The sequence below is a fragment of the Enterococcus wangshanyuanii genome, from assembly GCF_002197645.1.
Taxonomy (GTDB): Bacteria; Bacillota; Bacilli; order Lactobacillales; family Enterococcaceae; genus Enterococcus_L; species Enterococcus_L wangshanyuanii.
Window position 1 is genome coordinate 1,299,046 of the sequence record NZ_CP021874.1, and the last position, 16,292, is coordinate 1,315,337.

At 37.1% G+C, this 16,292-nt stretch carries 15 protein-coding genes; all 15 read right to left on the reverse strand.

All coding sequences use genetic code 11. The features are described from left to right. Nucleotides 1-121 precede the first annotated feature (121 nt). Nucleotides 122-1,720: a daptomycin-sensing surface protein LiaX gene (gene liaX, locus CC204_RS06210; RefSeq protein WP_088269388.1), complete on the reverse strand. Its 1,599-nt coding sequence runs from the start codon at nt 1,718-1,720 to the stop codon at nt 122-124. A gap of 273 nt (nt 1,721-1,993) precedes the next feature. After that, on the reverse strand, nt 1,994-3,295 hold the full coding sequence (locus CC204_RS06215; RefSeq protein WP_088269389.1) for a pyrimidine-nucleoside phosphorylase: 1,302 nt from the start codon (nt 3,293-3,295) through the stop codon (nt 1,994-1,996). Nucleotides 3,296-3,332: 37 nt separating this feature from the next. Then, on the reverse strand, nt 3,333-4,004 hold the full coding sequence (gene deoC, locus CC204_RS06220; RefSeq protein WP_088269390.1) for a deoxyribose-phosphate aldolase: 672 nt from the start codon (nt 4,002-4,004) through the stop codon (nt 3,333-3,335). Between the two features lie 102 nt (nt 4,005-4,106). Continuing rightward, nucleotides 4,107-5,045: a sugar-binding transcriptional regulator gene (locus CC204_RS06225; protein WP_088271673.1), complete on the reverse strand. Its 939-nt coding sequence runs from the start codon at nt 5,043-5,045 to the stop codon at nt 4,107-4,109. Between the two features lie 67 nt (nt 5,046-5,112). Beyond that, nucleotides 5,113-5,874: a tyrosine-protein phosphatase gene (locus CC204_RS06230; RefSeq protein ID WP_088269391.1), complete on the reverse strand. Its 762-nt coding sequence runs from the start codon at nt 5,872-5,874 to the stop codon at nt 5,113-5,115. 15 nt (nt 5,875-5,889) lie between these two features. Then, entirely contained in the window at nt 5,890-7,275 is a 1,386-nt protein-coding gene (gene uhpT, locus CC204_RS06235) for a hexose-6-phosphate:phosphate antiporter (RefSeq protein WP_088269392.1), read from the reverse strand. Between the two features lie 203 nt (nt 7,276-7,478). Then, entirely contained in the window at nt 7,479-8,150 is a 672-nt protein-coding gene (phoU, locus tag CC204_RS06240; protein ID WP_087641291.1) for a phosphate signaling complex protein PhoU, read from the reverse strand. 17 nt (nt 8,151-8,167) lie between these two features. Continuing rightward, the gene (gene pstB, locus CC204_RS06245; protein ID WP_069661845.1) at nt 8,168-8,926 is read right to left on the reverse strand and encodes a phosphate ABC transporter ATP-binding protein PstB; all 759 of its coding nucleotides are present in this window, start codon (nt 8,924-8,926) and stop codon (nt 8,168-8,170) included. A gap of 10 nt (nt 8,927-8,936) precedes the next feature. Then, the gene (pstB, locus tag CC204_RS06250) at nt 8,937-9,737 is read right to left on the reverse strand and encodes a phosphate ABC transporter ATP-binding protein PstB (RefSeq protein ID WP_087641290.1); all 801 of its coding nucleotides are present in this window, start codon (nt 9,735-9,737) and stop codon (nt 8,937-8,939) included. 16 nt (nt 9,738-9,753) lie between these two features. Beyond that, nucleotides 9,754-10,638 (reverse strand): phosphate ABC transporter permease PstA, encoded by an 885-nt coding sequence (gene pstA, locus CC204_RS06255; RefSeq protein WP_087641289.1) that lies wholly within the window; start codon nt 10,636-10,638, stop codon nt 9,754-9,756. Next, a complete protein-coding gene (gene pstC, locus CC204_RS06260) occupies nt 10,638-11,558 on the reverse strand; it encodes a phosphate ABC transporter permease subunit PstC (protein WP_088269393.1) in 921 nt (306 codons plus the stop codon). The genes pstA and pstC overlap by 1 nt, the downstream gene beginning before the upstream one ends. Before the next feature lie 583 nt (nt 11,559-12,141). Continuing rightward, a complete protein-coding gene (locus CC204_RS06265; RefSeq protein ID WP_088269394.1) occupies nt 12,142-12,996 on the reverse strand; it encodes a phosphate ABC transporter substrate-binding protein PstS in 855 nt (284 codons plus the stop codon). Between the two features lie 173 nt (nt 12,997-13,169). Beyond that, entirely contained in the window at nt 13,170-14,618 is a 1,449-nt protein-coding gene (gene cls / locus CC204_RS06270) for a cardiolipin synthase (RefSeq protein ID WP_088269395.1), read from the reverse strand. A gap of 103 nt (nt 14,619-14,721) precedes the next feature. After that, entirely contained in the window at nt 14,722-15,606 is an 885-nt protein-coding gene (gene ftsX, locus CC204_RS06275; RefSeq protein WP_087641285.1) for a permease-like cell division protein FtsX, read from the reverse strand. Then, a complete protein-coding gene (gene ftsE / locus CC204_RS06280) occupies nt 15,599-16,285 on the reverse strand; it encodes a cell division ATP-binding protein FtsE (RefSeq protein ID WP_087641284.1) in 687 nt (228 codons plus the stop codon). Before ftsE ends, ftsX begins: the two co-directional genes overlap by 8 nt. Between the last annotated feature and the right edge of the window lie 7 nt (nt 16,286-16,292).

Consider the following 16,292-nt stretch of genomic DNA (forward strand, 5'->3'; position numbering starts at 1 on the left):
ATCACCCTTTTTTTCTTTTTATTTGAATAATGGTCGAGAAAGTAGCCAAGTTCCTTTGCCCTATCATCTCAACCATTACCCAAATCTATCGATTACTCACACTGGTCAATGATTCTACTATTTATTTATCTGTATCTTTTAAATAAATATTTCCTGTTGTTGTAGAAGCATTGATTTGTGCCATATTTTCATCATTCAAGCGTCTGAATTGTAATAATTGATTGGTTCTTTCCTTTTTCTCACGGATAACGTCATATTCACTTAAACGGCTATTGATGCTGCCTAAGCTTGTTTTGACCGTTCCTTCGATACCAAGTTCTTTTGGTAAAGCAATTTTTACGTTTCCGTTAACAGAACTTGCTTCAACTTTTCGTAATGTATTTTCTTTTGCAGTAATGCGCACATCTCCATTGATCAATGATACAGCCACTGTTTGCGGAGTTGCAGCAATTGTTACTGTTCCGTTAACTGTTTCGATGATATTGTCTAGGATTTCTCCATCTAAGACCTTGATATCTCCGTTTACCCCTTCGATTTCAAGCATTGTTGCATCAATTTCGTTGAATGTGATCGAGCCATTTGTTGATTTTGCATAAACATCTTTTGCTTTCAATGATTCAACAAGAACGTTCCCGTTCAGCAATTTAATTGATACGTGATCAAAGGTGCGTTCTGGTAAATAGAAAACTAAATCTGCACGAACACGTTTATTCGGGATCTGGAAGGAAATGACTTCGTCGTCTACATCGATTTGGCTTCTTTCTAGGAATGCTTCTAATGGTGTTTCTGCATCCATCTTGCCATATAATTTAATTTTCCCTTCTACTTTAACGTCTGGTTTATCCCAAGTTTTGAAAACAATATTTCCGTTTGCTACTTTGACATCGATCAAACTTGCAAGTGGTGATGGATAGTTAAATTCATGATCAAATTTTGTCGTTGCAACACCTGGAACTTTAAAACTCACGTCTTTCCATTCCATATTGTCATTCATCGTTTCGCTAAAAGAATTAAAGGTCTTTTTAAGGAATGAGCCTAATTGAGAACCGGCTTCACTCATTTTTTCACCCACCTGATTGATCGTATCAGTGGCTTGTTCTTTCCAGTCATCAGGAATATCAAACTTAGAAGCGACACGATCTTTTGTTTCTGACCATTGTTCTTTGCGAATATTTTTTAATTCTGCTTCTAATCTAATTTTTTCTTGGTTTCTTTCGTCTAAAGAATCTTCTAACTCTTTGATTTCAGTTTCTAATGACGTTCTTAACTCTAAATCTTCATTTGTTAATTCACTAAGCTCTTCTTTGGTGTTCAATTCCATCAATTTTTCTTGTGCTTCTTTGATTTCCTCTTTCACACCAGCGATTTCAGCATTGATTTCGTCTAATTCTACAGATGCTCGATTCGCTTCTGTTGCAAGATCATCAAGAATTTTTTCTAATCGTTCCCGATCTTCTGCTTCTTTTGCTTGTACATCTTCATCTGAAACTTCAGGTTCGATGCTCTCATCTGCATTTTGCTCTAACTTATCTACTAAATCTACGACTTTATCATTTTCTTTTGAGTCAACAGTTGCACCAGTTACGTTTACTTGATCGGCCGCTTTTTTGATTTGTTTCTCATCTTTTTCAGTTGCCATATTTTCTAATAAGACTAAAGCTTCTTCAGAAGACAGGATGCCTTTTTTAACTAAGTCTAATACTCTTTCTCTTTCTTTCATGGAAATTGCCTCCTTAGCAAATTTTTCACCCAAGGGTGTTTTCCTTATGTACCTATTATGCCTTCTTTTTAATTATTTGTCATAGGACTTAAGAATGAATTTTCGATAGTCCTCAAGTGCAACGATTTCTTTCTATTATTTATACGTCCCTTACTTATAAGTATATTATAGGTAGAAATTGAACGATAAGCATAAAAGAAAACCTGAATCAACGTTGCATTGATTCAGGCTTTCTTTTTATAAACATGCGCGTCTTATTTGATCTCCTATAGACTAGGAATGGATCTCTCTATAAATCAATTTACTTTCTGGAATATCATTACCGATACGGATATTTTCTTTGATCATCCTTTCAACATCGGTGACATCTTTTTGATTGGCAAAAATCGTAACTAGAGATTCTCCTTGTTTAACTGGATCTCCTACTTTTTTACGTAAAACTAGTCCAACAGCTAAATCAATATCATCCTCTTTCGTTTCTCGTCCAGCTCCTAGTTTCATTGCTGCAACCCCGATATTATCTGCCACGATTTCAGAAACAAACCCATCTTCATCAGCGAAAACTTCAAATTCATACTCTGCTTGTGGTAATTTCTCTGGATCTTCGATCCAACTAGGATCTCCGCCCTGATTTTTAATGAATTGCTTGAATTTAGTAAGTGCTGAACCGTCTTCGATAACTCCTTTCAGCATTTCTCTTGCTTCTACTAAGGAATCCGTTTTGCCGGCAAGTACGACCATCTGACTACCTAAGGTCAATACTAATTCTGTCAAATCCTCTGGACCATTGCCTTCCAGTGTATCAATCGCTTCTTTAACTTCTAGTGAATTGCCGATCGCATTACCTAAAGGTTGAGACATATCTGAAATGATTGCCATTGTATTTCGTCCAACTAAATTGCCGATACGAACCATTGCTGAGGCAAGTTCTGCTGCTTCTTCTTCGGTCTTCATGAAAGCTCCTGCCCCCGTCTTGACATCCAAAACAATGGCATCTGCACCTGCAGCGATTTTTTTACTCATAATTGAGCTGGCAATCAAAGGAATCGAACTAACAGTTGCTGTAACATCTCTTAGAGCATATAATTTTTTGTCTGCTGGTGTTAGATTTCCGGATTGCCCGATCACAGAAATTTTATCACGATTGACCATTTCAATAAATTCTTGGTCAGTCAATTCTACGTGGAATCCAGAAAAGGCTTCTAATTTATCGATCGTACCGCCTGTATGTCCCAAACCACGACCTGACATTTTAGCAAAAGGAATATCTAACGCCGCAACTAACGGTGCTAGTACTAAGGTCGTTGTATCGCCAACGCCACCTGTAGAATGCTTATCGACTTTGATTCCATCGATATTCGATAAATCGATCACATCACCTGAAGCGACCATCGCCAAAGTCAAATTGGCCCGTTCTTCATCTGACATATCCTGAAAATAGATTGCCATAAGAAAAGCACTTGCCTGGTAATCAGGAATCGTACCGTTTGTGTAGCCGTTAACAAAAAATTCGATTTCTTGCTTGCTCAGCTCTTTGCCATTTCTTTTCTTTTCAATAATATCTACCATTCTCATAGCTAAACTGCCTCACTTTCTTATTTATTTTCTTGTTTTAGTAACCATCTGTTGTATTTTCGATTGTTGCATCAACGATTGCAACACTAGAGCTAGCTCCGATTCTTGATGCGCCTGCATGGATCATTGCTTTTGTATCTTCAGCAGTTCGGACACCGCCGGAAGCTTTGACCCCGATATCAGGACCCACAGTTTTACGCATTAAAGCAATATCTTTTACGGTAGCTCCACCTGTTGAAAAACCAGTGGAAGTCTTGACAAAATCAGCACCTGCTTGAACTGCCAAGTTTGAAGCTGTAACGATTTCTCTATCAGTCAAAAGACAGGTTTCCAAGATGACTTTGACAAGTGCTCTTCCTTTGGCAGCTTCAACAACACCTTGAATATCTTTCAGCACAGTCTCTTCATCACCGGATTTCAATGCGCCTACATTGATCACCATATCAATTTCTGTCGCACCGTTTTTGATTGCATCATCTGTTTCAAAAGCTTTGACACTAGTCGTATTCGCGCCCAATGGAAATCCAATCACAGTACATACCTCAACAGATGTTCCAGTTAATTCTTTACTTGCCAACGCCACCCAATATGGATTAACACAGACAGAAGCAAAGTCATATTTCTTTGCTTCTTCAATGAGAGTCAGTAAGGCTTCTTCATTTGCCTCAGGTTTCAATAATGTGTGGTCGATCATTTTGTTTACGTTCATCGTCTTCTCCTTATTAGAAATTCCGTTCTATAATAACGAAATTTCGTTCATTCATAAAATTTATAAAAGAGTAGAAAAGCTGCTTCTACTCACCTATCTTACTTAATAATTCAACAATTTCATTGCTGTAAATTTATCGATCAAAAGGACATTTGCATATCCTCCAACTAACGCCCCGTGAATCGCTTTGACTTTTCGATCACCACCGGCAATCAAAATCGATTTTTCCTTTTTCTTCAACTCTTCAAGTTCGATGCCAATCGTTCGGCTATTGATCTCTTCATCACTGATCTTTCCATTTTCATCAAAAAATCTAGAGCAAATATCTCCTACAGCATTTTCCTTCAACGCTTTTTCTTCCGATTCAGTAAAATAGCCTAAGCGAAAATGAAGCGATTCACTTTGAACTGTTCCAACTGTAAATACAGCGATATTCGCCTGTCTTCCTAAACTAATGACCTTACTGATATGCCGATCTTCGACAACTAGATCTTTCGCGATCTTACTATCTAAAATAACTGGTAAAGGGAAGGTCTTTGCTTTAGTATTCAGCTTTTCAGCAAACAATGTCAATGTCTCAAATGCATAGTTATTGACATCAAAATAGGCGATACCACCTTTTAATTGGACAACCTCAACACCTTTGATATCTAAATGATTCATCTTAGATACTGTCTTATGCATCGTTGTTCCCCAACTGATCCCAATAATATCTCCACTTTTGATGATCCCTTCCAGATACTCTGCAGCATACGAAGTCAGATATTCAGAAATAGAGTTATATTCTGGATCTGGAGAGAATGCGACCTGAACGTCAGATAGATGGTACTTCTCTTTTAGTTTCTGTTCGATCTCAAATAAATCTGAAAAAGGATCAAAAATCGTAATCTGAACATAGCCTTTTTCCTTCGCGTAATTCAATAGTCTTGAAATCGTTGGACGCGATACATTTAATTTTTCTGCAATCTCCTGCTGACTAAGCGAAGATTGATAGTAAAGCCTTGCAACTTCGATACTTAGCTTTTGTTTTTCTTTATCCATACCCATTGTCCGTTCTTTTTTATTTGTTTCATTATATCAAGAACAAACTGGGAAAACAAATACCTGCTTAATCTGTCAAATACATCGCTCTTAATTCATTTAATTTTTCCTGATCGATATTTAAACATTCCGCAGCATACTGTTCAGCTGTACCGAAGTTTTTCTCAATCAACTTGAATGCATGATCCAAATAATCCGCTTTGACATACAAGGCTGTTGCTAAAGATTCTAACTGTTCTTCGTCAAAACCTTGTTCTCTAAATTGTTGGATCAGTTCATCATTTGCTTGCTTTCTTTCTGTATTAGTAATCAAAAAGTCTTTGTAGATTTCTTCTTTTTCTACATCTAAAAGTAATAATAGCAATGCAGAAGCATATCCGGTTCGATCTTTACCAGCGAAACAATGGAAAATCGTTGCCCCTGTTTTATTCGCTAGAATATAATCCATAAATTCGGTAAAGCCTTCTTGCGCTCCTGGATTTAAAATCAAATCTTCGTAAACACCTAACATGTGCTGATCAACAGCGGTGATCGATTTCAATTGAGCAAAATCTGCCAAACTCGAACTTTTAGCGTTCATTTTACCTAATAAATCTAAATTGATATACTCAACATCTTCGATCGGTGTATCTGGCGACTCACTGATTTCAAAATCTCGTCTGAAATCGATGATCCTTGTCAAATTGAACGTATCAACAAGTAAGTCTTGTGTTACTTGGTCTAAATTCACCAAATGACCCGAACGCAATAATTTTCTTGGTTTTACTTTTTTCCCGTTTTTATTTTTGATACCGCCTAAATCTCTAAAATTTGTGATTTGTACATTCATTCATCTATTCCACCTTTATACGCTTACTTGTTTTCTTTTTCTTTTTCTTTCTTCTGCAAATGCAACGATCCCTAAAAGAACTGCGATGATCACGATCGAAATGTAAAAAATGATAAATGTATCATTCCAGCCATGCAGAACATGTCCAAAGAAGTTCACTCCGTTTTTAGATGGATCTGAGATTTTAGCTAATAAAATTTTTGCCATCGAATCACCAAACAAGTAAGCAAATGCACCAAGCAATCCACCAGATACAACTGTTGCTTTTTTTGGTACAAAACCTAACATTGAAAGATTGACCAACAACTGTGGGCCAAAAATCATCATACCTAAAATGAACAACGCTCCGTTGATCACTAATTCTGTGGTGCCAACCTGATATGCAATGATTCCGATCGGTAACAAAATAGTACTGATCGTTGCAACTAAAGCAGGTCTACCTTTTAATAAATCTGAGATATAGCCCCAACCAAGACACCCGATCAAAGCACCCATTTCAAAGTAGAAAATGGTTTGAGCTGCAGCTTCCTGAGAAAAATTCAAATGCTCTGTCACGTACAATGGTGCCCAATTATCGATACCAATACGAACAATATAGACAAATACATTTGCTACACAAAGTACCCAAATATATGGATTCGTTAAAAGATATTTCTTGAAAATTTGCCATTTCGTTAAATTCTCAGCATCTACATTCGCTTCCTCAACTGGTTCACCAAAGATTTCTTCGCTTGAATTCCAGCCAAGATCTTCTGGTCTGTTCTTACCGATAAAGAATGTCACGATCGCAACAACTGCTGCAACTAATGCTGGGATGATAAACATACCTGCAACCTGACCTTTAAAAAAGGTTTGTGCACACCACACAGCAAAAATCCCTGCAAAACCACCACCAATATTATGTGAAGCATTCCATAAGCCAATGTATCTACCTCGATTGCTTCTAGTCGTCCATTGTGTGATGACAGAAGCACAACTTGGTCCACCTACGCACTGGAAAAGTCCGTTCAATGACCACAAAACAACGATCCAGCCCATTGGGACATTATTCATTGTAAAAAGAATTCCCATACATAAAACGGTGATCGATGATAATAGCAACAATATAGATAAAATTTTCTTTGTATTTTTTCCATCGACGATATAGCCCACGATAAATTTACCAAAACCATATACGATAGAAAAGACAAAACCAATATAACCTAAATCCGTTGTAGTCAGTCCTAACTGACTTTTTAGCAACGGCTGTGCTGCTTTAAAATTATTTCGGATCATATACATCGTGATGTAAATGACAACAACGACCAAAAACGGTTTCATAAATTCTTTGAACCATTGTTTTCTTTGTTCAGTCAAGGTCAACTGAGTTTGTTTACCAACAACTTCATTCGTTTCTTTCAAATTATCTCACCTCGAAAAAATAAATTATAATGGTTAGCGCTTTCCAATATAGTTGTATCATACACGACCATAGAACAAATGTAAATAACTATTGAAATTTTGTTCAATATTATTTTTTAACAAAAAAAGCATCTCAACCAAACTATCATGGTTGAGATGCTTTTCTTTGTATTCACCTAAATTTTTTTATTGATCGGTATAAATCATTCGTCGTGATTGCTATTGAGTTCGGTGATCTTACCAGTCGCCAGATAAACAATCCATTCACAAATATTTGTTACGTAATCACCGATACGTTCTAAATACGTTGCTACATGAAGATAGTCCGTTCCACTGACTACTGTTTCAGGATTAGACTGCATTGCTTCAATACAGTGGCTGTAGATACTATCAAAATATTCATTTACTCGAGTATCCATTTTGGCAATCATTCGAGCATCTTTTTGATCTGTTTTCACGTATGCGATCAACACATTATCGACCATTTTTTTTACATAATCGGACATGTCTGAGATTTCTTTTTCGATTTCAGGAATACGCGTTTCCCCTTTTAGACGAATCGTTGACTTGGCAATAGACACCGCATGGTCTGCCATTCTTTCAAGGTCAGAGCTGGCTTTCATGACCGTGATGATCATTCTCAAGTCTGTAGTTACTGGTTGTTGTAACGCGATCATTTCAAAACTTTTCTTTTCAAGTTTGACTTCCATGTCATTGATTTCAACATCATAATCAATGACTTCATTAGCGATTTTTTTATCATGGTTGATGTAAGAACGTACCGATTTATGTACAACATTACTTACCATCATTCCCATTTCATAAAACTGATTATGCAAGTTTAATAATTCTTCTTCAAATTGACTACGCAACATGTGCTTTCCTCCTTTTTTTATCCAAATTTCCCAGAAATATAGTCTTCTGTTTGTTGTTCTTTTGGATTTAAGAATATTTTCTTTGTGTCATTAAATTCTATCAATTCTCCTTGTAAAAAGAAAGCTGTTTTATCCGAAATTCGAGACGCTTGTGACATATTATGCGTCACCATGATCATTGTATATTTTTCTTTTAAGGTCAAAAGCATATTTTCGATCTTCCCACTTGAAACAGGATCAAGAGCACTTGTCGGTTCATCCAATAAAATAATTTCCGGATCTACTGCTAATACGCGGGCGATACAAACCCGTTGTTGTTGCCCACCGGATAAAGACAACGCACTTTTATGCAGTTTATCTTTCACATCATCCCAAACTGCAGCGGCTTTTAAACTGGTTTCAACTGCTTCATCCAGTACTTGCTTATCTTTTTCACCTTTTAGGCGCAAACCGTAAATAACATTCTCATAAACTGAAAATGGGAAAGGATTCGGCTGTTGAAAAACCATCCCGATTTCTTTACGTAAATCAACCGTGTCTGTCTTAGGTCCATAAATATCTTTTCCTTTATAAACCACACTTCCAGTGATCGTCACACCTGGAATCAAGTCATTCATCCGGTTTAATGAACGAAGATATGTCGATTTTCCACAACCTGAAGGTCCGATCATCGCAGTGATTTCACCCTGATTGATGCTTAGATCGATCCCTTTGAGCGCTTCTTTTTTACCATAATATAGATGTAGATCCTTTGATGAAATAATCTCTTTTGTCATCTTGTTCCTCCTAACCAAAATGTCCAGAAACATAATCTTCTGTGGCTTGAATTTTTGGTCGTGTAAAGATTTTTCTGGTTTCATCGTACTCGATCACTTTACCAAGATAGAAAAAGGCAGTGTAATCACTGATACGAGCAGCCTGTTGCATATTATGTGTCACGATAATAATCGTATAATCATCTTTCAAATTAACTAGGGTTTCTTCAACTTTACCGGTTGAAATCGGATCTAAAGCACTTGCTGGCTCATCTAGCAATAAGATATCTGGTTTCATCGCGATCGCTCTAGCAATGCATAAGCGCTGTTGTTGTCCGCCGGATAATGCCAATGCACTCTTATCAAGATTATCTTTGACTTGATCCCAAAGGGCGGCTTGCTTTAAACTAGTTTCAACAATTTCATCCAATTTTTTCTTATTTTTTTCACCGTGCTGTTTTAAAGCAAATGTGATGTTTTCATAAATCGATTTACTGAATGGATTTGGTCGTTGAAAGACCATACCGATTCGTTTACGCATTTCATAGACATCCACTTCTTTGGTATTGACATTCACACCTTTATACATGATGTTCCCTGTTACTCTTGTATTAGCGATCCCGTCATTCATTCGATTCAACGAACGTAGGTAGGTTGATTTTCCACAACCGGAAGGTCCAATAAGTGCAGTGATTTTATTTTTTTCAAAGGCTAAATCGACACCTTTGATCGCTTCATTATCCCCATACCAGACATGTAGATCATCTGTATGTAAAGCAACCGGTTCCGGCACCTTGATAATATTGGTTTCATTCAAATTATATTCTTTCATTCTGATTCCCCTAACCTTAGGCTGATGTCATTTTCTTATACAATCTGTTTCCAATAAAACGAGCTCCGAAGTTGAATAATAGTACGACTAAAATCAAGACTGCAGAAGCTCCAGCAGAAACAGCCGCACCATCAGGCATTGTTCCTTCTGTATTGATTTTCCAAATATGAACAGCTAACGTTTCAGCTTGTCGGAAAATACTGATTGGGCTAGACACACTTAATGGGTTCCAGTTTGTAAAATCAAGTGCTGGTGCACTTTGACCTGCTGTATAGATCAAGGCTGCCGCTTCACCAAAAATCCTACCAGAGCTTAAGATCACCCCAGTCAAAATACCAGGTAAAGCCTCTGGAACAACCACCTTAGTGACGGTTTCCCAACGCGATAGTCCTAAAGACAACCCCGCCTCACGCTGTGTATAGTGCACGGCTTTTAACGATTCTTCAACATTTCTAGTTAAGAGGGGTAAATTAAAGAATGTTAGAGCTAAAGCACCTGAAATAATTGAAAATCCATACCCCATTTGCACAACAAAAATCAAGAAACCGAATAAACCAACTACAACTGAAGGTAATGAACTTAAAATTTCAATAGATGTACGAATGACATCTGTTACCCAGTTTTTCTTAGCATACTCAGACAAATAGATGCCTGCGCCTAAAGAAATCGGAAAGCTGATCAACATTGTGATCAACAATAAATAAAGAGAGTTAAAAAGCTGGATACCAATCCCACCGCCAGCCTGATAGGCTTTAGAAGGTTTTGTCAGAAAATCCCACGAGATATGAGGAATTCCTCGGACTAAAATATACAGGAGCAGCGCTGCCAAGATCAAAACGATCACGCCTGAAATAAAATACAGGACACCTGTTGCAAATTTATCTGCTTTTTTTGCATTCATTATTTCAAGGCTCCTTTCCTACCTATGATTCGGATAACAATATTGAAGAACAATGACATCAATAATAGGATCAATGCTAATGACCAAAGGACATTATTTTCCACTGTGCCCATGATCGTATTTCCAATCCCCATTGTTAAGATACTTGTCAACGTTGATGCTGGTGTCGTTAAACTTGATGGCATGATAGCTGCATTTCCGATGACCATTTGAATTGCCAGTGCTTCACCAAATGCACGTGCCATCCCAAAAACAACAGCGGTCAAAATCCCAGGCACAGCAGCACGTAACACAACTTTATAAATCGTTTGCCAACGTGTGGCACCCAGAGCTAGTGAAGCTTCACGATAATGACGCGGCACTGATTTCAATGCATCGACCGTCATTGTCGTCACTGTTGGTAAAATCATAACAAAAAGGACAAATGTACCGGCTAAAATCCCGAAACCAGTTCCGCCAAAAAGTGAACGAATAAAAGGTACGATTACCGATAGCCCAATAAATCCATAAACAACTGAGGGAATCCCTACTAATAATTCAATTACAGGCTGTAAAATTTTCGAACCTTTTTTAGGAGAAATTTCTGTCATGAAAACCGCTGCTCCAATTGCAAACGGTGTCGCAATGATTGCAGATAAAAACGTAACAATAAATGACCCTGTGATCATTGGCAAGGCACCAACCATTGGTTTTCCATCTGTTCCTGTCTCACTAGGGTTCCAATTCTTTCCAAATAGAAAGTCTGAAACACCGATTTTATTTGTAAAGAAGGTTGCCAATCCTTTGCTTGCTACGAAATAAAAGATCGATAATACGACTAAAACAATCAAAGCGATACAAAGGAAACTAATGAACTTTCCTCGTTGTTCCATCTTGGCACGTTTTGATTTAGTTAACAATTTTTTCTGCACATCTTCCAAGAAAATTCCTCCTTATTTTAAAAGCATAACGAACTCATTCGACTCTGATAGGAACATAGAAATATCAACTATCGCACTCTCTGATATAATCTATTTCATCTTTTCATCAAGAGTTAGCCCGTGAAGCCAGATAAACTAAAAGCTGAACAGGGTCGTTCGGTCTTGACTGAAAAATAGAAAAAATTGATTGAGACGCTTTTTGTCTCATTCCATTTTTATCTTTTTTCCGAAAGACCAGCCTGTAAAGCTAGATAGACTAAAAGCTGAACAGGATCGTTCGGTCTTGACTGAAAAATAGGAAAAATTGATTGAGACGCTCTCTGTCTCATTCCATTTTTATCTTTTTTCCGAAAGACCAGCCTGTAAAGCTAGATAGACTAAAAGCTGAATAGGCTCATTCCTTCTTGACTGAAAAATAGGAAAAATGATATTTCCGCTCATATTCAGTTCTTTTTTTAGTCAGTCAATCCAGCGCTTTTCAAAACATTTTCCATAACAAATCAAGTGTATCTTTTCAACATAAATTTGCGTTTAATAACATGTAAAGCTTGTGTTAAGTTTGTAAATTTTGTGTAAAGGCCGTTTATTTGACTAAATTTCCTTGCCAATCACGTTCCACTTCCATTCTAGAAACGGGGATATATCCTAACTGACCAATGATTTTTTCTTGTACATCATCTGATAGCATAAACGCTAAAAACTCTTCTGTTAGTTGTTTGGGCGTACCTAACGTATACATATGTTCATAGGACCAGATAATCCATTTATTTGTGGTGACATTTTCATCTGTCGGTTTTACGCCATCAATACTTAGCGTGTTTACCTCATCATTCACGTATGAAAATGCCGTGTAGCTAATTGCTCCAGGCGTATCTGCAATGATCGAGCGAACCATACCGCTTGAGTCTTGCTCTTGTGCCTGAATCGCTGTTTTCCCGTCAAGCACCCACTTTTCAAACGTTGCTCTTGTCCCACTTCCAGCAGCTCTATTGAGCATAACGATTGGAATATCTTTCCCGCCAACTTCTTTCCAATTCTTGATTTCTCCTAAAAAAATCTTTCTCAGATTTTCTAATGAAATATCTGATACACCAACATTTTTATTAACGATCGGTGTAATACCAACCACGGCTACTCGATGATCCGTCAGCTTAGCTGCATCGATCCCGTTTTTTTCTTCAGCGAACAAATCAGAATTTCCGATATCAACAGCACCTGATTGAACTTGGCTCAGTCCTGTTCCACTTCCTCCGCCTTGGACATTGATAAAACGACCTGGATTTTGGCTTTGAAATTCTTCAGCAGCAGTTTCTACTAACGGCTGCAACGCTGAAGAGCCAACTGCCGTGATCGATTCGCCACGATCGATCCATTTCGCGCATCCTGATAATGTAACTAATCCGATTAAACTAAAAAATAATAGCATTTTCTTTTTCATTTAGCTTATATTCCTCCAAACTCAATTCATCAATTTATTTTAACATTAACTTTTTAACTTGAAAATTATAAGTTTCCAAATTAGCTTATTTCACGAATTAAATAACATTTCACATAAAAAAAGACTGTACATAGCAACTCAATGAGTGCTGTGTCAGTCTCTTCAATAGATTCTTATAATAATGGCGAAATCAAACGTGCTAACCCTTCTTTGAGCTTAATAATGACCCCTCGATTGCGGTATTTCTCCTCTGTTAATAATTCCGATACTTTAGAATCTTCGTAAAATGCCGAGCGAACTTCTTCTGCAAAAGATTGATCATAAATAATTGTATTTACTTCAAAATCTAAGCGAAAAGAGCGTACATCGATATTGGCCGAACCTACAGAAACAATACCACCGTCAATGATCATTGTCTTCGCATGAATAAACCCATGTTCATATGTTTCAATAATCGCACCATACTCTAATAGTTCTGCAGAAAATGAATATGTCGCCCAATACACCAGCATATGATCTGGTTTATTGGGAATCTGAATACGAACTTTGACACCAGACAGTAAAGCTAGTTTCAGAGCTTCATGAATCGATGCATCTGGTATATAATACGGTGTCTGGATCAAAATCTCTTTTTTAGCAATCGAAATCATTTTTAAATAAGTCATTTTGATTTGCTCATGCTCTGAATCTGGTCCACTGGTTACGATCTGAGCTGCTTTTTTTCCTTTAGAATGAATTGGTGGAAAAAATGCTGAATCATAGCTTAATTCTTTTCTATGTTGTGAGTTCCAGTCCATCAAAAAGCGATTCTGCAAACTGTAAACAGCTTCACCGTGAATCCGTAAATGATTGTCACGCCAATAACCGAATTTTTTTACATTGCCTAAATATTCATCGCCAACATTAAAGCCGCCAGTATAACCAATTTTCCCATCGATCACAACGATCTTTCTATGGTTCCGGTAATTGATCCTAGGATTTAAATAAGGTACAAATAATGGAAAGAAGAAGGCAACTTCTCCTCCTAAATGGCGCAACTCTTCAAAAAATTTCATATTTACTTGAGTTGAACCCCAGGCATCCAAGAGTAACCTAACTTTAACGCCTCGTTTCACTGCGTTAACTAGTTCCTGCCGCAGTTCTTTACCTAAATTATCTCCACGATAAATATAATATTCCATATGGATGTGATGCTCTGCTTCTCGAATATCTTTAATTAAGCCGTCAAACTTTTCCCGTCCATCCGTATAAAGAAGAAGCTCATTATTTGTTGTATACAATGAACTTTCAAATACCGTCAGCATATAGATCAACTGCTTTGGATCAACATCACCTGTTGCCGGATGCGGAAATAGGCCTCTCAACAATGATTGTTTTTCTGATTCTATTTCAGCGTTCATCCCGATTTTAGGCTGCATTTTCATATCAAAGATCTTATCTTTGGAGATTCCTCGACCTAAGAATATATATAAAATAAAACCTAACACAGGAATAAACATCAGCACTAACAGCCAAGACCATGTTTGTGCTGTTTGCTTTCTTTCACGAAATACAATAATCAATGATAAAAGCATATTCGCAATAAAAATAATAACAAATAAATTCTCATATAAAAACTTCATCTATTCCCCCAATCCGCAAACCCATTGATCCCCTTTTAAAGCATAACGAACTTATGAAAATAAGTAAAGAAAAAGCAGACGAAATTCGTCTGCTTTTTTTCTATTAAATTTTTAAGAAACGTCTCATTGAAATGATCGAACCTAATGAACCAATCGTCATCCCAATCACGACCATCAATAAATCTAATTGCCAAACAAATGATTCTGGTTTTAATAGTGAATAATTTGAGCGCAATAATTGAGGGTTGAATAAATTGTAAAATTGTTGATAGCCAAATGTTAATAACAGAATCGGGATGATTGCCCCGATTAATCCGATCCAAGCCCCTTCAATAAAGAATGGCCAGCGGATATATCCGTTTTTTGCACCAACTAATCGCATGATTTGGATTTCTCTTTGACGAGAAAGAATCGTAATACGAATCGTGTTAGAAATCAAGAACACAGCGACAAACAATAGTAAAATTGCTGCCCCTAATCCCCAAGTTCTAACCTTGCCGGCAATACTAAAGATCTTATCGGATGATACGCCACCGTAATCTGCTTTAAAGACATTTGGCAGTTTTGCTGCTTTTTGCGAAATCTTCTTCGTATCTGATGGTTCTTTCGCACTTACATAGTAAACATCATATAATGGATTGCTATCCCCTTCAAATAGGTTCCATGCTTCACCCATTTGTTGTTGGATTTTTTTCAATTGTTGATCCTTATTTGAATAAGAGATCGTTTCAACATTATCGATTTTATTTAATTCTTTTTCTAATTTTTGCATTTCTTCTGGTGTCGTACCAATATCAACAAAGACCGAAACAGTTACGTTTTCTTCGATATCTTTTGCTAACTTGGTCGCATTGAAGATCACTGCCATAAAAATCCCAACAAGAACTAAAGTAATCGTAACTGCACTGGCAGAAGCAATCGTCATCCAGCCGTTACGTTTTAAACTTTTAATACTTTCCAGGACGTGAGTAAAGAACGTTCTAATCATCGTAGCCATACTCTCCTTCCGCTTGGTCTCGAATAATACGACCATTTTCAATGGCAATAACGCGATGACGAATCGTGTTTACAATCGTACTATTATGTGTCGCCATTACGACTGTCGTTCCCTGAGCATTGATCCGATCCAATAATTTCATGATCTCCCATGAGTTTTCAGGGTCAAGGTTTCCTGTCGGTTCATCTGCAATCAGAACTTTAGGTGTATTTACAATTGCCCGTGCAATTGATACACGCTGTTGTTCCCCACCAGATAATTCACTCGGGAAAACACGAACTTTATGTTTTAGTCCAACTAAATCAAGAACTTCCATTACTCGTTTTTTGATATCCCTTGGCTTACGGCCAATAACCTGCATTGCATAGGCTACATTTTCATAAACTGTTTTTTTCGTCAATAGTTTATAATCCTGAAAGACAATCCCGATTTCTCTTCTAAGATATGGGACTTCCGCATTTTTTATTTTCATTAAATCATGGCCGGCAACTTTCAAGCGCCCTTTTGTTGCTTTTTCTTCACGGTACATCAATTTAATAAATGTTGATTTCCCCGCACCTGAAGGACCAACCACATAAACGAATTCACCTTGGTTAATTTCTACTGAAATATTGCGGATAGCTGTTGTACCATTCGAATATTTCTTCATTACATCTTTCATTTCAATCATGGGGTAT